18 protein-coding genes and 1 pseudogene are annotated in these 17354 nt (G+C 72.4%); 11 read left to right on the top strand and 8 right to left on the bottom strand.

Annotated elements, in window-relative coordinates:
• Positions 1-323 (bottom strand): annotated as a pseudogene (locus B7L92_RS09075) (DNA alkylation response protein); the annotation flags it as partial.
• An 89-nt stretch (positions 324-412) separates the two neighbouring features.
• On the opposite strand from B7L92_RS09075, the gene B7L92_RS09070 reads away from it, so the two are divergent.
• The 3 genes from B7L92_RS09070 (at position 413) to B7L92_RS09055 (ending at position 3647) form a co-directional block, all read left to right on the top strand.
• The gene (locus B7L92_RS09070; RefSeq protein WP_081236928.1) at positions 413-1555 is read left to right on the top strand and encodes a YihY/virulence factor BrkB family protein; all 1143 of its coding nucleotides are present in this window, start codon (positions 413-415) and stop codon (positions 1553-1555) included.
• A 239-nt stretch (positions 1556-1794) separates the two neighbouring features.
• Positions 1795-2730 (top strand): AraC family transcriptional regulator, encoded by a 936-nt coding sequence (locus B7L92_RS09065; protein ID WP_081236927.1) that lies wholly within the window; start codon positions 1795-1797, stop codon positions 2728-2730.
• A gap of 227 nt (positions 2731-2957) precedes the next feature.
• The gene (locus tag B7L92_RS09055; RefSeq protein WP_081236925.1) at positions 2958-3647 is read left to right on the top strand and encodes a helix-turn-helix domain-containing protein; all 690 of its coding nucleotides are present in this window, start codon (positions 2958-2960) and stop codon (positions 3645-3647) included.
• Here B7L92_RS09055 and B7L92_RS09050 read toward each other — a convergent pair.
• Positions 3627-4031: a VOC family protein gene (locus B7L92_RS09050; protein ID WP_174703941.1), complete on the bottom strand. Its 405-nt coding sequence runs from the start codon at positions 4029-4031 to the stop codon at positions 3627-3629. The genes B7L92_RS09055 and B7L92_RS09050 overlap by 21 nt on opposite strands.
• An 80-nt stretch (positions 4032-4111) precedes the next feature.
• On the opposite strand from B7L92_RS09050, the gene B7L92_RS09045 reads away from it, so the two are divergent.
• Together B7L92_RS09045 and B7L92_RS09040 are read left to right on the top strand one after the other, a co-directional pair.
• Positions 4112-4732 (top strand): hypothetical protein, encoded by a 621-nt coding sequence (locus B7L92_RS09045; RefSeq protein WP_081236923.1) that lies wholly within the window; start codon positions 4112-4114, stop codon positions 4730-4732.
• A 2-nt stretch (positions 4733-4734) separates the two neighbouring features.
• Positions 4735-5421 (top strand): ThuA domain-containing protein, encoded by a 687-nt coding sequence (locus tag B7L92_RS09040; protein ID WP_255310832.1) that lies wholly within the window; start codon positions 4735-4737, stop codon positions 5419-5421.
• Here the strand turns inward: B7L92_RS09040 and B7L92_RS09035 are convergent.
• Positions 5418-6656: an MFS transporter gene (locus B7L92_RS09035; protein WP_081236921.1), complete on the bottom strand. Its 1239-nt coding sequence runs from the start codon at positions 6654-6656 to the stop codon at positions 5418-5420. The genes B7L92_RS09040 and B7L92_RS09035 overlap by 4 nt on opposite strands.
• 285 nt (positions 6657-6941) lie before the next feature.
• Positions 6942-8003: a LacI family DNA-binding transcriptional regulator gene (locus B7L92_RS09030; protein ID WP_081236920.1), complete on the bottom strand. Its 1062-nt coding sequence runs from the start codon at positions 8001-8003 to the stop codon at positions 6942-6944.
• Between the two features lie 175 nt (positions 8004-8178).
• Between B7L92_RS09030 and B7L92_RS09025 the strand changes: the two genes are divergently transcribed.
• Positions 8179-9732, top strand: coding sequence for a carboxylesterase/lipase family protein (locus B7L92_RS09025; protein ID WP_081236919.1), 1554 nt, complete (start codon positions 8179-8181; stop codon positions 9730-9732).
• Between the two features lie 180 nt (positions 9733-9912).
• Here B7L92_RS09025 and B7L92_RS09020 read toward each other — a convergent pair whose 3' ends face one another.
• Positions 9913-10296, bottom strand: coding sequence for a winged helix-turn-helix transcriptional regulator (locus B7L92_RS09020; protein ID WP_081236918.1), 384 nt, complete (start codon positions 10294-10296; stop codon positions 9913-9915).
• A 101-nt stretch (positions 10297-10397) separates the two neighbouring features.
• Here B7L92_RS09020 and B7L92_RS09015 point away from each other — a divergent pair, with 101 nt between their 5' ends.
• Entirely contained in the window at positions 10398-10799 is a 402-nt protein-coding gene (locus tag B7L92_RS09015) for a RidA family protein (protein ID WP_081236917.1), read from the top strand.
• A gap of 312 nt (positions 10800-11111) precedes the next feature.
• On the opposite strand, the gene B7L92_RS09010 is transcribed toward B7L92_RS09015, so the two are convergent.
• On the bottom strand, positions 11112-12464 hold the full coding sequence (locus tag B7L92_RS09010) for an MFS transporter (RefSeq protein WP_081236916.1): 1353 nt from the start codon (positions 12462-12464) through the stop codon (positions 11112-11114).
• A gap of 514 nt (positions 12465-12978) precedes the next feature.
• Between B7L92_RS09010 and B7L92_RS09005 the strand changes: the two genes are divergently transcribed.
• From B7L92_RS09005 to B7L92_RS08995, 3 genes are all read left to right on the top strand, one after another.
• Complete coding sequence (locus B7L92_RS09005) at positions 12979-13287, top strand: hypothetical protein (RefSeq protein WP_081236915.1); 309 nt, start codon at positions 12979-12981, stop codon at positions 13285-13287.
• 221 nt (positions 13288-13508) lie between these two features.
• Complete coding sequence (locus B7L92_RS09000; protein WP_081236914.1) at positions 13509-13814, top strand: hypothetical protein; 306 nt, start codon at positions 13509-13511, stop codon at positions 13812-13814.
• 1417 nt (positions 13815-15231) lie between these two features.
• Positions 15232-15690 carry a CAP domain-containing protein gene (locus B7L92_RS08995; protein ID WP_081236913.1) on the top strand — a complete coding sequence of 153 codons (459 nt, stop codon included), beginning with the start codon at positions 15232-15234 and terminating at the stop codon, positions 15688-15690.
• A gap of 98 nt (positions 15691-15788) precedes the next feature.
• Here the strand turns inward: B7L92_RS08995 and B7L92_RS08990 are convergent, their stop codons facing one another.
• Together B7L92_RS08990 and B7L92_RS08985 are read right to left on the bottom strand one after the other, a co-directional pair.
• Positions 15789-16046: a DUF397 domain-containing protein gene (locus tag B7L92_RS08990; protein WP_081236912.1), complete on the bottom strand. Its 258-nt coding sequence runs from the start codon at positions 16044-16046 to the stop codon at positions 15789-15791.
• The gene (locus B7L92_RS08985) at positions 16043-16861 is read right to left on the bottom strand and encodes a helix-turn-helix domain-containing protein (RefSeq protein ID WP_081236911.1); all 819 of its coding nucleotides are present in this window, start codon (positions 16859-16861) and stop codon (positions 16043-16045) included. Before B7L92_RS08985 ends, B7L92_RS08990 begins: the two co-directional genes overlap by 4 nt.
• 187 nt (positions 16862-17048) lie before the next feature.
• On the opposite strand from B7L92_RS08985, the gene B7L92_RS08980 reads away from it, so the two are divergent.
• Positions 17049-17354: ATP-binding protein (locus B7L92_RS08980; RefSeq protein ID WP_081236910.1), on the top strand; the 306-nt coding region annotated here is incomplete at its 3' end.

The raw sequence follows: 17354 nt of genomic DNA, 5'->3' as shown, positions 1-17354 counted from the left end.
ACCCACGCGGCGGTCCCCGCCGAGACGCCCTTGCCGAGCAGCCGGTGCCAGGCCGGGTGGAAGTCGACCTCGTCGATCCGGTGACCGTAGCGGTCGTGGGTGCGCAGCCGCGGCGGATGCTCGTTGGCCTGGATCCCCCACTCCTGGACCTGGGCGGACCCGGCGGTCCGCCCGAACCCCGACAGCTCGGCCAGCGCCTCGTCCCGCACCTCCGGTCCCAGGTGCCGCCCGACCGCCTCCGCCAGGGCCCGGTCGGCGCCGAACACGTCGTACTGCACCAGCGGCGGAGCCTGGTTGGTCACGGTGTGCGTGGTGCGTGCCATGCGTCGAACGTACCCCGCGGCAGGGATGCCGCACCCGGTGATTCCGCCTGCGGGTGAGTGCGACCAGGCACGACGGATACCTTTAGGACGTGCAGCCAGCAAGTGAACCCCCCGACGAGATCTCCGGCCGACTCCACCGGGCCCGGGCCCTCTATCGGAACGTCTCCAAACGCAGGACCGCCTGGCTGCTGCTCAAGGACACCGTCAATTCGTGCATGGAGTACCGCATCCTGGGCCTGGCGGCCGAGGCGGCGTTCTTCACGCTGCTGTCGGTGCCCCCGCTGCTGCTCAGCCTGATCGGCCTGCTCGGCTACGTCGACGCCTGGACCGGAGCCGACACGATCCAGAGCGTGCAGCGCAACCTCCTGGACGCCTCCCGCACGGTGCTGTCCGACAAGGGCGTGAACGACATCGCGGAGCCGATCCTGCGGGACGTGACCAAAGGGGGCCGGCCCGACGTCATCTCCCTCGGCTTCCTGATCGCCGTGTGGTCGGGCTCCCGCGCGGTGAACGTCTTCATCGACACCATCACCGTCATGTACGGCCTCGACGGGGTGCGGGGCATCGTCAAGACCCGGCTGCTGGCCTTCCTGCTGTTCATCGTGGCCCTGCTGATCGGGTCGGTCGCGCTGCCGCTGATGGTGGCCGGCCCGGACGCGGTCGTCCGGATCGTGCCCTGGTCGACGACGCTCGTCCAGATCCTGTACTGGCCGGTCGTGATCCTGCTGTCCGTCGCCTTCCTGACCACGCTGTACCACGTCTCCGTGCCCGTGCGCTCCCCGTGGATCGAGGACGTGCCCGGCGCGCTGGTCGCCCTCGCCATGTGGGTGCTGGGCAGCTTCCTGCTGCGGCTCTACCTGACCAGCACGGTCGAGGGCCCCACCATCTACGGCTCCCTCGCGGCCCCCGTCGCCGTGCTGCTGTGGATCGGTGTGTCCGCGTTCGCCGTCCTCGTCGGCGCCGCGGTCAACGCCGCCATCGACCGGGTCTGGCCGGCCGCGGCGACGGCCGCGGCCCGCGAGGCCAACGAGCGGATCCGCCAGGCCCAGGTCGCCGAGTACGTCGCCCGCACCGCCGCCGCGGCCGACGAGGCCGACCCCGACATGCCCGCCGAGTTCCCCGAGCGCTGGTCCCGCTTCCTGCCGCCGGAGGACGTCACGGCACGGCTGCGTGCCCACGCGAAGAACACCCACCCGAAGAACGGGGAGGGACCACCGGACGAGGAGAAGTGAGGCACCGGCTCCCCCCGGGCCGGCGTCATCGCGTCCGGGTGTCCGCGGCCGCCTCCTCCCGCACGGAGCCGGCGGAGCCCCGCACGGCATCCGTGTCCCTCCCGCCCTCCGTGTCCCTCTCGTCCTCGTCCTCCGTACCGCGCGCCTCTTGCGCCGTGCCGTCCGGTGAAGTGCCGCGCGCCGCGAGGGGACGTCGTCGAACGGGGCCCGCCCCCCGAGCCTGCGTCTACGCTGCCTGCATGGACGCTCTCACCGGCCTGCTGGAGGGCCCTCGCGCGCGGGGCGCGTTCATGATCAGGGCGTGTTTCGACCCGCCGTGGGCGGTCCGCGTGGAGGACGAGGCCCCGCTGACGGTGATGCTGGTGGTCCGCGGCGAGGCGTGGATCCTGCCGGACCGGGGCGAACGGCTCCGCCTGGGCCCCGGCGACCTCGCCGTCGCACGCGGTCCGGACCCCTACACCTGCGCCGACACCCCCGGCACGGCACCCCAGGCGCTGATCCTGCCGGGCGGGGAGTGCCGCCACCCCGACGGCCTCCCCCTCAACGGGGTCATGGACCTCGGCGTCCGCACCTGGGGCGACCGGCCGGACGGCGGGACGGTGATGCTGATCGGCACCTACCGGATGCGGGGCGAGATCGGCGGCCGGCTGCTGGACGCCCTGCCGCCGCTGCTCTCCCTCACCGCCGACGTGTGGGACTGCCCGCTCACCCCGCTCCTCGCGGAGGAGGTCGTGCGCGACGCACCCGGTCAGGAGGTTGTCCTGGACCGGCTGCTCGACCTGCTGGTCATCGCCGCGCTGCGGGCCTGGTTCGCCCGGCCGGAGGCGGAGCCGCCCGCCTGGTACCGGGCCCGGGCGGACCCGGTCGTGGGCCCGGTGCTGCGCCTGCTGCAGGACGATCCCGCGCATCCCTGGACGGTCGCCGCGCTCGCCGCGAAGGCCGGGGTCTCCCGTGCGGCCCTGGCCCGCCGCTTCACGGAACTCGTCGGCGAACCCCCGATGACGTACCTCACCGGCTGGCGCCTCGCCCTCGCCGCGGACCGGCTGCGCGACACCGACGACACGATCGGCGCGATCGCCCGCCGGGTCGGCTACGGCAGCGCGTTCGCCCTGTCGACGGCCTTCAAGCGGACCTACGGGGTCAGCCCGCAGGAGTGGCGGACGCGGGCGGCCTGAGCGCCCCCCCCGGCGAACAGTGCCGATGCGCGAGGGCTCAGGCCGCGGCCGGCGCGGCCCCGGCACCGAAGGCCGTCAGGCAACCGCGGGGCGAGGTGGCGTCCGGGAGCACCTCGGCGGAGCCCGGCGTCGGCGCCGTCGCCGGGAACACGTCGGAGGCCCCCGTGCGCACCGGCCGGGACCGCTGACGCCACCGGGCCGCACACCCGGGGCGTAGCCTGGCGGATGTGTACAGCGAACGGGCGTCGCGGCTGACGGGAGCGGTCGTGTGGACCAACACCCCGTCCGGGACCGAGGGGGGCCGGGTGCTGCCCGACGGCTGCATGGACCTCCTCTGGCACGAGGGGCGCCTGCTGGTCGCCGGCCCCGACACCCGCGCGCACCTCACCGAGGGGCCGCCGAGCACCTGGGCGGGCGTCCGCTTCGGTCCCGGCACGGCCCCCGCCCTGCTCGGCGTCCCCGCACACGAACTGCGCGACCGCCGCGTCGACCTGGCGGACCTGTGGCCGGCGGCCGACGTGCGCCGCATGACCGCCCGGGTGAACGCGGCGGACGACCCGGCACGCGGCCTGGAGGACCTGGCCCTGCGCCGGGCCGCGGAAACCACCCCTCCCGACCCCGTGCTGGGCCGCATCGTGACCGCCCTGGACGCCGGCCGCCCGGTCGCCGCGGCCGCCGACGGACTCGGCCTGAGCGCCCGCCAGCTGCACCGCCGTTCGCTGGCCGCGTTCGGCTACGGCCCCAAGACCCTGGCCCGCATCCTCCGGCTGCGCCGCGCCCTGGCCCTGGCCCGCTCGGGCACCCCGTTCGCGGAGACGGCCGCCCGGACCGGCTACGCGGACCAGGCCCACCTGTCCCGCGACGTACGGGACTTGACGGGGCTGCCGCTGGGCGAGCTACTGGCCGCCCGCGGCTAGCGGAGCGAACAGATCGACCCCGTTCCCGTCCGGGTCGAGCACCACCGCGTACCGCTGGCCCCACACGGCGTCCCACGGCTTCAGCTCCCCGTGGTGCCCACCGGCGACCAACTCGTCGTACAGGGCGTCCACCTCCTCCGGACCGTCGCACCGCAGGGCGAGGGAGGTGCGCCCGCCGCCGGTGGGCGCCCGCCACCCGGCGTGGAACGACCGGACCACGTCCTCGGTGTCCAACAGCAACCGCAGCCCACCGGGCAGCTCCGCCTCCGCGTGCCCCTGCTCCTCGGCGCCCTCGGGGAACGCGAACCCGAGCCGGCGGTAGAAGGCGACGGAGGCGGCCATGTCGGAGACGACCAGCCCGATGGCATCGAATCGTGCACTCATGCGGCCACCGTAGGGCCGTTTCGCCGACCCGGTCTTGAAGAAACCGGACACCGGCGGCCCGCGTCCGGTTGGATGGGCGCATGATCCGTACCGTGCGTTCGCTGCCGCTGTTGCTGCTCGCCCCGCTGCTGCTCACCGCCTGCGGCAGTGAGCGGAGCGTGCAGGGGGAGACACGGGACGCCGACGCCCCCACCGCCGAACTCGTCGCCCGCGCCGGTGCGCTGGGCATCGCCCCGGAGCTCGTCTACGTCACCGGGGCACCCGGGTTCACGCTCGCCCGGCAGTCCGTCGGGGTGTACGGCGGGGACGGTTTCTCCGCCACGTACGTCTCGCGGCAGGAGGGCGGGCAGCTGCGGCTGTACGTGGACCGGGGCACGATGTCCCCCACCGAGTGCGCCGCGGGACAGCAGATGTGCGAGTTGGTCGAGGAGGGGGTCTGGTACCGCTCCGGACGGGGGACGCACGAGTACGCCGTCGTGAAGGAGGGCCACGTCGTACGGCTCGAGGGCGACGCGGACGTCTCCCGCGACGTCCTGCACGAGGCGGCGCGGGACGCTCACCGGCCGTCCGGCGAGGAGGTCACCGAGCTGCTGCCGCCCGCGCCCGCCGACGGCGCGGCGCCGACCGGACCCGTCGAGCGCGGCGATCTGCCGCCGGCCGGTGACGGGGCGCCCCGCAACGACGTGGACGCGGGCGGCTGAGGGTGCGGGCCGGCCGGCACGGGCCCGGGCGCACGTCCGCCCCCGCGCTCCTCGTCTACACCCGTACCACCGACTACCGGCACGACTCCATCCCGGCCGGCGTCGCCGCCCTGCGCACCCTCGGCGGCTTCGACGTCGACGCCACCGAGGACCCCGCCGCCTTCGAGGAGCCGCTGGACGGCCGGTACGCCGCCGTCGTGTTCCTCTCCACCAGCGGCGAGGTGCTCACCCCGGCCGGACGGGAGCGGCTCGCGGCGTACGTCGAGGCGGGCGGCGGGTTCGTCGGGGTGCACGCCGCCGCCTGCACCGAGTACGACTGGCCGTACTACGGCGAGCTGCTCGGCGCCCGCTTCGACCGGCACCCGGCCCACCAGCCGGGACGCGCCGTGGTCGAGGACCGCGACCACCCGGCGACCCGGCACCTGCCGCCGGTGTGGGAGTTCACCGACGAGTGGTACGACTTCCGCACCACCCCGCGTCCCACCGCGCGGGTCCTCGTCTCCGCCGACGAGTCGTCGTACGACGGCGGCGGCATGGGCGACGACCACCCGCTGGCCTGGTGCCGCGAGCAGGGCGCCGGGCGGGTCTTCTACACCGCGTTCGGGCACGCCGCCGAGGCCTACGACGACCCCGCCTTCCGCGCCCATCTGCACGGCGGGATCACCTGGGCGGCCGCGCCGCGCCCCTAGGAGGCGGAATCGCCCGTGCGGTGGGCCGCCGGAACGGGTCCGGCTTCCGCGGCGGCTCCCGCGCCGGACGAAGTGATCACCTCGGAGCGGCGGCCGTCCCGGTTCAGGAGGCCGCCCGTGAGGGCGAGGCCGAGACCGGCCAGGGCGAGAGCGGCGCCGACCAGGGCGGGGGAGGTCCAGCCCCAGCCCGCCGAGAGGGCCAGGCCGCCGAGCCAGGCGCCGCCCGCGTTGGCCAGGTTGAAGGCGGAGTGGTTGGAGGCCGCCGCCATCGTCGGGGCGTCCTTCGCCTTGGCCATGAGCAGCATCTGGACGGGCGTGGTGATGAAGGAGCCCAGCGCACCGATGAAGGTGATCGTCACCAGGGCGGGCACGGTGCTGTGGACGGTGAAGGAGAACGTCACCAGCGCCGCGGCGAGCAGGGCGAGCCCCGCGTACAGCGTCGGGCGCAGGGCGCGGTCCGTCAGGGGGCCCGCGACCAGCGTGCCGAGCGTCATGCCGACGCCGTAGAGCGCGAGGACCAGGGTGGTCGAGGAGTCGGAGAGGCCCGTCACCTCCGTCAGGATGGGCACCAGGTAGCTGTAGACGGCGAAGAAGCCGCCGAATCCCACCACGGCGACGGCCAGGCCGATCGCGACCTGCCGGTTGCCCATGGCCCGCAGCTCGTGCCGGATGCCGGACTGCCGGCCGCGGGGCTGGTGGGGCACGAAGAGGGCCAGCGCGGCGAGGGCGACGAGACCGATGACGGAGATCGCGAGGTAGGCGGACCGCCAGCCCAGCTGCTGGCCGAGGGCCGTGCCGGCCGGGACGCCGACGATGTTCGCGACGGTGAGACCGAGGAACATCCTCGAGACGGCGCGTGCGGCCCGGTCGGGAGCGACCAGCCGGGAGGCCACGACGGCGCCCACACCGAACAGCGCCCCGTGCGGCAGCCCCGTCAGGAAACGCGCGCCGAAGAGCAGGCCGAAGCCGGGGGCGAGCGCGGACGCGACGTTGCCGACCACGAACAGCCCGGACAGGAGCAGCAGCAGCCGCTTGTGGGGCACGCGCGCACCGATGCCCGTCAGCAGGGGGGCGCCGACGACCACACCGAGCGCGTAGGCCGAGACGAGGTTGCCGGCGTCCGGTACGGAGACGCCGACCCCGTCGGCGATCTGGGGCAGCAGCCCCATCGTGGCGAACTCGGTCGTGCCGAGGCCGAACGCGACGACGGCCAGGGCCAGCAGAGCCAGTGGCATGGTGCGGAGGAACCTTTCGAAGACAGCGGGCCGGGATCAGGGGAGAGGGAGGACCGAGGTCGTCCCCGGCTCTCGTGGCCGGTCGCGCTGAGCACCGTTGCCCGACGCGCCCCAGGGCAGGGCAAGCCCACTAGGAGTGGAGCAAGAGCGGCGCGCCGCGCATTCCAAGATCGGGCCCGCACCGCCGTGACCTGTGTCACGCCGTACCGGGCGGGGCCTCACCGGCCGGATTCCGCCGCCGGCCGGGCGTCGCGGCGCGGCCGTACCGGGGCACGGCGCCGCCCGTCAGCCGTGAGCGCCCGGACGGGACCCGGGAGGCGCCGTGCTCGCGCGTTCCACCAGGCGCGTCGACAGTTCCGTGCGGGTGCTCTCCGGGCGGTGGCCGTCCGTCATGCGCAGGAGCAGGCGCAGCGCCGTCGCCGCCATCTCGGAGCGCGGCCGGCGAACGGTCGTCAGGGCGGGTGTGAGCCAGCGGGCCTCCGGGAGGTCGTCGAAGCCGACCACGCTCAGGTCGTCCGGGACGCGCAGGCCCCGCTCGGCCAGGGCCTCGTAGACGCCGGGCGCCATCCGGTCCGAGCAGACGAAGACGGCCGTGGGCGGCTCGGGCAGGTCGAGGAGTTCGCGCGTGTGGTGGCGGGCCGCGGGCGCGTCGTGCGCGGCGTGCCGGACGTACTCGGCGCGGTGCCGTGCGCCCGCCGTGACGAGGGCCGAGTGGTAGCCGGCGAGCCGTGCGTCGCCGGACGTCGTGGACCGTTCGCCGGTGATGACGGCGATGCGTCCGTGGCCCAGGGACAGCAGGTGCTCCGTCGCCGTCACTCCGCCTTGCCAGTTCGCCGCGCCCACCGAGACGACGTCCGCCGGGGGGTCGAGGACCGGATCGATCACCACGAAGGGGATGCGGTGCTGCTCCAGCCACCTGCGCTGCGGTTCGCTCGGCACGGTCAGATGGAACAGCACCCCGGACGAGCCGCGCACGACGAGCCGGTCCAGCCAGCTCCGCTCCGGACCGTCGGGGCGGTCGCGGCGGGTGGCCGTGGAGACCACGATCTCCAGGCCCGCGTCGTGCGCCGCCTCCTCCGCGCCGTGCAGCACCGCCCCCGAACCCGACTCCTCCAGCGACGGCACCACGAGATCCACCAGGTGCGGCATCCTCCCGTCGCCGAACCGGGGTCTTCTGACGTACCCCAGGCGGTTCAGTGCCTCGGTGACCCGGCGGCGGGTCTCCGGGGCCACGTCCTGGCGGCCGTTGACCACCTTGGACGCGGTCGGCACCGACACCCCCGCCTCGCGGGCCACGACCGCGAGCGTCGGCCCGGCCGCCATGCTCGCACTGCCCGTACGGGCCATCGGAGATCCCACCCCTCCCGCGGATAGAAAGCGCTTCCTACTCTAGATCCGGCCGACCCTTCCGGGAAGGACGCGTACGGGTACAGGGGAATACCGATGAGCGCTGTGGTGCTCTTGTGTTACCGGTGAAGAGAGCCGGTGCGTGAGCACGGTGCGTCGAAGGGCTGGTGGGCACATGTCGGCAGACCGGACGAACCCCGTGACCAGGACGCCGTACGGAGCCGTGCGCGGCCGGTGGGAGCAGGACGTCGCCGTGTTCCGGGGCATCCCCTACGCCGCACCCCCCTTCGGCCCCCGCAGATTCCGGCCGCCCGTCCCGCCGGAACCGTGGGACGGCGTGCGCGACGCCGGTGCCTTCGGGCCGACGGCCCCGAAGCCGCCGTACTCCGAGGCCTTCGCGCAGTACCTGTCCGACCCGGTCGTGCCCGGCGACGACTGCCTCAACCTGAACGTGTGGACCCCGGACCCGTCCCCCGGAGCCCGGCTGCCGGTGTTCGTGTGGCTGCACGGCGGCGCCCTGACCAGGGGCTCCTCCGCCGTCCCCGTGTACGACGGGCGGACCTTCGCCCGCGACGGCGTGGTGTTCGTGTCGGTCAACTACCGCCTCGGCGTCGAGGGCTACGGCCTGTTCCCGGACGCCCCCGCCAACCCCGGCCTGCGCGACCAGCTCGCCGCCCTGCGCTGGGTCCACGAGGCGATCGCGGCCTTCGGCGGCGACCCCGACCGCGTCACCCTGGGCGGCCAGTCCGCCGGGGCGATCAGCACCGGCGCGCTCGTCGCCGCCCCGCAGGCCCGGGGGCTGGTCCGGCGGGCCGTCCTGCAGAGCGGCCCGCCGGAGGCGACCGACCGGGACAGGGTGCGGCGGGTGGTCCGCCGCATGGCGAACCGGCTGAAGGTCCCCGCCACCGCCGAGGCCTTCGCCGCCGTCGACCGCGGGCACCTGCTCCGCGTCCAGGCCGACGTCGGCCGGCTCGGCAGCCCGCTGCTCGGCGGCCCCGCCTTCGGCATCGTCGTCGACGGCGACCTCGTCCCGCGCGACCCCCTGGAGGCGCTGACGGACGGCGCGGCCCCCGGTGTCGGGCTCCTGACCGGCTGGACCCGCGACGAGTACCGGCTCTGGCTCGTCCCCGGCGGCCTCCTGGACCGCGTCGACCGCCTCGGCGCGGTCGCCCTGGCCGGCGCGATGGCCCGCTGCCGCTGCGGCAGCGAGGTCCCGCGCGGCTACCGCGCCCTGCACCCGGAGGCCGGCACCGCCGAGATCGTCGGGCAGATGGTCACCGACCACCTGCTGCGCCTCCCGCTGCACCGCCTCGTCGACGGCCGCACGGAGCCGTCGTACGTCTACGAGTTCGCCTGGCCGTCCGACCGGCCCCGCCTGGGGGCCTGCCACGCCCTGGAGCTGGGCTTCGTCTTCGACAGCGGGGACGAGCCCGACGCCCGCAAACTCGCCGGCGAGGGCGCGCCGCGGGAACTGGCCGAGGCGATGCACGGAGCATGGGTGCGGTTCGTCTCCGACGGTTCGCCCGGGTGGGAGCGGTGGGACGCCGGACACCCCGTCCGGGTCTTCGGCGACGGCGAGCCGCACCTCGCCCACGGCCCACGGGACCGCGAACTCGCCCTGTGGACCGCGACCGCCACCGCCACCGGGGAGCCCGCGCCCGCTTCGGCCCCGGAACTCCGGTCGGTGGTCCGCCGGCTGCGCCGCAGCGGTGCGCTCCGCCGGAGCTGAGGGGGAGGGGACCGTGGTTCCGGCGCCGACGCCCCGACGCCGGAGCACCTGTTCCCGAACCCGCGGCACCGGGCGGTACGACGGCCCGGCACCGGGGGGAGCGCGGACCGAACCGGCGGCCGCCGACGGGGGGAGCGGCCGAGGAGGCGCGCCACCGGAAAGCGCGGCGGCGTGCGCCCGTCAGGCGTCGAAGCGGCGGCGTGCGTCCTCGATGTGACCGAGGTACCGGTGGGTCCAGCCGCACATGGCGTCGACCGTGGCGCGCAGGGCCCGGCCCGGCTCGGTGAGGGTGTACTCGACCCGCGGCGGCACGGTGGGGTGCACCTTCCGGCTGACCAGACCGTTGCGCTCGAGCATGCGCAGGTTCTGGGTGAGCATCTTGTGGCTGACGCCCTCGACCTCGTCGCGCAGTTCGCTGAAGCGCAGGGTGCGCTCGCCGAGCGCCTCGATGATCAGGAGCGCCCACTTGTTGGCGACGTCCGAGAAGATCTCCCGCGCCAGGGAGTCCGCGCGCCTCAGGTCGGCGTCCTCGGGCAGACCCTTGAGCAGCTGCTTGGTCACCATGAGGTTCCCCTGTCACTGAAAAGTGCGTTCTTCCAGGTCGGCCGACACTCTCCTACAGTTTCCGAGTAACTACAAGAGAGCACACCGGAAGGGCGAGCACCGTGGCCACCATTGATGTCTTCAACTACAACGTGCCGGCCGAGAGCGACTTCGGCTACTCACAGGCGATCAAGTCCGGCGAGCTGATCCACGTCTCCGGACAGCTCTCGTTCGACGAGGCAGGCGAGTTCCTCCACGCGGGCGACTTCGCCGCCCAGCTCGAGCAGACCTACGCCAACATGGACAAGGTCCTGGACCACTACGGCGCCACCCGGAACCAGGTCGTCTCACAGACCTTGTACGTGGTGGACCTGCGGCAGAACGCCGCGGCGACGGCGAAGGGCAACCTGGGGTACTTCGGCGACCACCGCCCGGCCAGCACGGTCTTGGGCATCACTGAACTGACCTTGCCCGGCCAGGTCGTCGAGATCAGCTTCGTCGTCGACACGAGGCTGCCCGCCTGAGCCCGCTCGCGGCGCACGGCCCGCCCTTCGGGCAGCCGCGGTTCGACTGGTGGGTGCCTCCGAGTACGAGGCGGGCCGGGAGCTCGTCGGACACGACCCGGCCGGGGACGCGGGGACGGTGGCAGCCCGGCGGACGAGCGGCCGCCTCCCGCCGGGGCAGGAGGGCTCGGAACCGGTCCTGCGACGGGTCGGTGGGGGAGGAGGGCGGGACGGGACGCGACCTTCGCCCGGCCGTGGAGGACGTCGACCGGCAGGTCCCGCCGGGGTGCGCCACCTCGACGGTCGGGGCGGCGCACCCCGGCGGGGCGGAGATCACCCGGCCTGTTCCCGCGGGTTCGCCGCGGGAGCCGGCGCGGGCATGCGCCGGGCCACGACCGCACCGGTCACGAGCCCTGCGGCGGCCAGCAGGGTGGCGACCAGGAACGGATCGAGGGAGTGCAGGGTCGGAGCGAACCCGATCCCGACGCAGACGGCCACCCCGGTCGCACCGCCCAACTGGTCAGCCGCGCGCTGGACGCCCGAGGCGATCCCGGCGTCGTCCTCGGTGACGCCGCTGACCGCGACGTACTGCAGCCCCACGATGCCGAACCCCATCCCGGCCGAGATCAGGAGCATGGCCGGGATCATCGCCACCCCGCCTGCCCGCAGGGCCGAGACGAGCGCGATCGCGGCCATCGCGGCCGTGGTGAACCCGATGCCGGCCAGCACACACGCGCGCGCTCCCCAGCGGCCCAGCAGGCGAGGCACGAGCACGGAGAACACGATCAGCGAGACCGCCAGGGGCAGCATCGTCAGGCCCGCGCCCAGCGGGCCGATGCCCAACCGGTCCTGCAGATAGAAGGTGAACAGCAGGAACGAGGTCGACAACCCCCCGCTCAGCAGCATCGTGGTCAGGTTGGCCGCCACCCGCGCGCGGTGGGCGAAGAAGCGCGGGGGCAGCAGCGGGTTGCGCGAGCGTGCCTCGACACGCACGAACCCGGCCCCGGCGGCCACCGCCCCGGCCAGCGCCGCCGGGGCCACCCATGCGGGCGTTTCGGGTTCACCGGCCTCGACCACGCCGAAGGTGAACAGCAGCGGGCAGGCGGTCAGCAGCAGCGCGCCCGGAAGGTCCAGCGGCGGGGCGTCCTCGGCCACGGGCCGGTCCCCCTCGACCAGGAAGACGGCCGCCAGCAGCACGACCAGGATGAACGGAACCGAGACCAGAAAGATCCACCGCCACCCCAGGTGGGCGGTGATGAGTCCGGACAGGAGGAAACCGAGCACCAGGCCGCAGCTGGCCACCGCCGCCCACACGCTCAGGGCCCGCGACCGACGCGGGCCTTCGGGGAACATCAGGACGACGGTGGCCATCGCGGCAGGCAGCGCGATGGCCTCACCGGCGCCCTGCAGCAGGCGCGCGACCACCAGCAGAGCAAAAGCGGGTGCCAGGCCCGCCAGCAGGGAAGCGGCGCCGAACAGGCCGGTGCCGAGCAGCAGCACGCGCCGCCGCCCGAGCAGATCGCCCAGCCGGCCGCCGAGCATCAACATCCCGCCACCGGTGACCGTGTACCCGACCACGACCCAGGTCAGAGCGTGCCCGTCGACGCCGAAGCCGGCGCCGATCGAGGGCAGGGCGATGTTGACCACGGTCACGTCGACCGCGATGAAGAACTGCAGCATGGACATCGCGCACAGCACCAGCCATGCGCGCGCAGAGGACGGGCTGTGCCCGTGTGGAGAAAGGCTGTCTGGGAACATCAGGTGCTCCGTTGCTCAGAGGAAGCTCTGAGCAGCACGAACGTGCCGCTCCGGTCTGATCGCGAAGCGGCTGGACGTTCAGGAAGACGTGAGTCGAACGCCCCGCCGCTAGCGGGACGTCCTGGTCACTGCGGCACAAGCGGCCGCGCACGAAGCAGCAGACATGCCGCGAACGTTACCAGGGAGGGGCACTCGGGTCGGGCGTTCGCCTGATGCCTCATGCCCTCGCCATCCATGCCCTTGCTCATGGATCCGTTCGCCAGAGCTCCCGGGCACGAGGAACTCGTCGTCACGGAGTACCTGTCCGCGCGACCTCCCAGGCGGCTTTCGTCCTCACTCCGGGGAACCCGCCGACGGTCGAGCCGGAGACCGCACCGTAACTGACCTGCGAGATCAAGTGAAAAGCTGAGATGATCATCGCGGGAATGATCAAGGGGGGCGCGTGACCACGTTCTTTCTGGCCGTCGGTCTGGTGATGGCGTTGGTGCTCGGGGTGGCGGGGGCGGTGGCCCTGGTGGCCGGCCGGATCGTGCTGCCCTGGTTCCGCGACAGTGCGGGCCGTCCCGGTTTGTGGGGGGCCGGCGCGCTCCTGCTGGCCGGAGGGCTCGCGGCCACGCGCTTCATGCCCTTCGGGGGCAACATGCCGCTGATTCTGGTCGGTCTCTCCCTGATGACGGCGTCGCAGTTCATCGAGGAGCCCCGGCGGGCACGTTCCGGCCGGGCCAGGGGCCCGCGAACCGTCCGGAAATAATCTCCGAGAGGGGCCGCGGCCCCTTTCCTGTCGGCCCAGGATCGAGGGGGAGGCTCCGGAACGAAGGCGCCGTTGCCCACGGGCGCCCCGGAACGGACGGCGACCGTGCGACAGAGGGGTGGTGCTGTGGCAGGCGGAGCGGGCGCACATTGCCGGGTTCGGGCATCGTGATGCGCCGGGGTTCCTGAGAAGATCGCCGCAGGAGTGATCAAGGGGGGCGCATGTCCACGTTCTTTCTGGCCGTCGGTCTGGTGATGGCGTTGGTGCTCGGGGTGGCGGGGGCGGTGGCCCTGGTGACCGGCCGGGTTGTCCTGCCCTGGCTTCGCGGCAGTGTGAGCCGCCCCGGGCTGTGGGGCGTCGGCGCCCTAGTGCTGGCCGGAGGGCTCGCGACCGCACGCCTCACCCCTGTCGAGGTCTATGTGCCGCTCTTCCTGGGCGGTGCCGTCCTGATAGGGGCGTCACAGTTCCTCGGGTCTCGGAGGACACGTCCTGACCGGACCGCAGGGGCCGTGAATCGTCCGGAATGATCTCCGAGGATGGCGAAGGCGCGTGACTTCGCCGACTCCGTGGTCCGCGTCGTTTTGAAGCATCCCTCAACTCACCGGTGAAACCTGGGCAGGTGGACGCAGGAGACGGTCCAGGTGTTCTCCCGCAGTGATCTGACGGATGTGGAGAGGACCTCTTCGGGGTGGTCGAGGCGGACACGGGAGAATGGGGGTTCCTTGGCGCCTTCGCGGACCCGCTCGGCCACGCCGTCGACCCGTGCTCGCACAGGCCAGAGGGGAGGTCGGCTGACCGGTGCGCATCAGTAAGAGTTTCTCATCCTGAGCGTCGAGCGAGCCGAGAGAACCAGAGTGGGGTGCCGTCCGGGCGGGCGACGGCCTGCACGTTCACGCCGTGCTTCCTGCGCTTGTCGGGATCCTAGGCATGGTCTCGGGCCTCCCACCCAATGGCCGCCAGGAAGAAGCGATCAACTGTCGTTAACGGATCAACTCTTAGTGGACTGAAGAGAGATCGCGTACTCCTTTTTTTCAGGATGCGACGCTTCGCAGGCCGGCGCATCTAGCTGCACGTGCGTGACAAGGCGCTGCACACTCCGTGCCGGCACAGACCACGATGAGTTTCCGGCACCGCTGGGATCTCCATCGCTCTACCGTGAGCGCCGCAACCGTGATGATCGGGCCGACGCGCAACGGGAGTCGCCTCACATCAGGCTGATGGCACGATCCACCCGCCCCTCGGGAACCGATTGCCGACCCCATGTCACGGCCGCCCAACCGGGCCCGATGAGGCTCGGTTCGGCCGACCGCCCTGTAACCGCAGATCACCACTGAACTTGAAAGCGTGGTGCCGTCAAGGCCGATTGGCGTCCGGTCGGTGCAGCACCGACGCAAAGTCTGATCACAGGGCAGCCGGGAACCTTGGCCTCGAAAGGGCCGGTGTTCTCTGTCCTTGCTGCGCCAGCTCGGCGTCGGCGTTTTCGTGACCCGCCGGGACCGGCGCCACGGGACCACCACCACCGCTCTCTTCCCCGCGCGGCCATTGTCCGAACGGTCATGACCTCGGCTACTACGACGAGAGCACCATCGCAAGTGCCGTGCGATACAAGGTGCAAAGTCGCGTCCTGTCCGCGAGAATCAAAAGGAAAGGACGACCGGTCGTGAACCGTACGCGACCTTGCGTCGCGCACATGATGGGCCATGCGTGAGGGGGCAAGGCCGCTGCGCGGTGCGGTGGCAACCGCAGCCCCGGCCGGTCGGACATACGGTGACGTCTGAGGGGCGGTTGCCGTCAACCCGGGAACAGGAAACTGTTCGGACGTCAGTTCCGTAGTTCCTTTGACGCTCCTGATCGACCGGCCTGACGGCAGGTCGACGGCCCCGCGAACTCGATGTCGGCCGCTGTCTCGTGAGCCGGCGCAGAATCTCCCCCGAGGAGTCCGAAGTGAGTTTCGACTTGATCAACGACGCGCGGCAGCATCCGGAGAAGTACCCGCCCCATGGAAACTCCGCAGGCGCGACGATGAACGGGTGCACCAGAGGTTTCAACCGTTCGGCGCAGTTGACGGATATAGCGAACGCCCACGACCTCTTTCTGAAGGGTCAGCCGAGGGATTGGGTCGTCACCGGCGACAACATGCACCGCGGTCCCGACGGAAGGCTGGTCTGGGAGGCCGGAGAGCCCATGGAGCAGGCCGGTTACCGCACCTGGCGGGCGGAGAACGTGGCCGTGGGGTTCACCACCGCGGAGGAGGTGGTGCGCTTCTGGATGCAGGACGACGCGCCGTTCGGCTGGGGACACCGCAACGCCATCCTCAGGCGCGAAACACTGGAGGCCGGCCTGGGACATCACCAGGGCGGCCCGTGGGGCCACTACTGGACGCTGGACATGGGAACGAGATAGGTCCGTCCTGTTGCAATGACCGGCGGAGGCCTTGTGAACCCCGTCCCCTGCCACAGTGGCCCGGTACCGCCAACAGGGCGCGGCTGCCTGCCTGGTGGCTACACCACGTCGGTGTTCTCCGACGGTACGGACAGGAACGCGATCCAGGTTTCCGGGGCGACGGTGAGGCGGGGGGCGTCGGGGGTCTTGGAGTCACGGATGTGGATGGCGGTGGGGTGGGCGGCGATCTCTAGGCAGGCGCCGCCTTCGTCGCTGCTGTGGCTTGACTTGCGCCAGGTGTAGGCGACTTCGAGGCAGTTGCCGCCTTCGCTGCCGCTGTAGCTCGACTTGAACCACTCAAGCACGTCGCTGCTCATGCCTCTCCTGGAAGACGGTCCAGTAGATCCCTTGTGTCCTCAGGCGTGAGGGCCTGTGACCGCAGCATCGCACACTTCTGCGTGAGGATCGCCACCTCGTCGGGGTCGGCGATCAGTTGGCTGCCGCGCTGGTTCTCCGTATAGGCGAGGCGTTGGTGTTCGGGCGTTTCCAGCAGTACGAACGGACCGTCGAGCGAGGCGTGGCTGGTCCGGTTCAAGGGCAGGACCTGGAGCATGAGGCCCGGCAGGTCGGAGCACGCCAGCAGGTGGCGGAGCTGCTCGGCCCACACGTCTCTCCCGCCGATCGGCGCCCGCACCGCCGGCTCCCAGATCACGAAGCAGGTGATGGGTGCGTCCTTGCCGTGCAGAATCCCCTGGCGTTCGATGCGCGCCGCTGCCAACCGGGCGATCGTGTCCTCGTCGTAGAACGGCACTCGACTGCGGAACACCGCCTGCGTGTACGCCTCCGTCTGGAGCAGGCCGGGCAACACCTGGTTCTCGTACGACGAGATGGCGATGGCCTCCCGTTCCCGGTCCAGGAACTCCTCCGCCCACAACGGAACCAGGTCCACCTCCGGCATCCTGCTCAGTGCGACCGACAACGCGCCCTTGGTGCCGAGGAATTCGTCGAGCTGTTCGGCGAGGTCCGGCTTCAGCGGCCGCCTGCCCTGCTCGATCGACGCGATCTGCTGCTCACCGATGACGAACTGCTCGCCCAGCGACCTCTGTGTGTGCCCGGCGGCCTGTCGGTACAGGGCGAGCAGGGCGCCCACCATCCTCATCGCCGAGGCGTTCCTCCGTGTCGTAGTGCCCATGAGGCCGAATTCCCCACCTGTGTGCGTACGTTCACTGCCGCGTATCCGTACCGCCGAGCCGTACGAGTGCGCGGACTGTTCCATGATGGACACAGAGCGTGACACTCGTCCCGTGAATCAGGAAACTTCACCCCCACCCGAGACCCCCTCCCCACGTGAGCGTTTCTTCCGCCGTGAGCGCCGATCCGTGCCGGAGGCGAGGGCGTTCGCGCGCCGGGCGCTCGACGACTGGGGTGTGCACGAACGCGGGGACGAGGTGCTGCTGTGCGTCAGCGAACCGGCGACCAACGCCCTGCTGCACGGCGTACCACCCGGCCGGGGCTTCCTGCTGCGCCTGCTGCCGTACGGTGACCGTGGCGTACGTGTCGAGGTGCACGACAGCGGGGGAGGCGTGCCCGCCGTGCCGCGAACGGAAGCCCGGGAACCGGAGGAGGGCGGGCGCGGGCTGCTGCTCGTGGCCGGGCCGGCGGATGCGTGGGGCGTGGGGGAGCGG

The organism is Streptomyces viridosporus, from assembly GCF_002078235.1.
Classification (GTDB): Bacteria; Actinomycetota; Actinomycetes; order Streptomycetales; family Streptomycetaceae; genus Streptomyces; species Streptomyces viridosporus.
The sequence above is the reverse complement of the archived record's forward strand: the minus strand, read 5'-3'. Positions and strand labels throughout refer to the sequence as shown.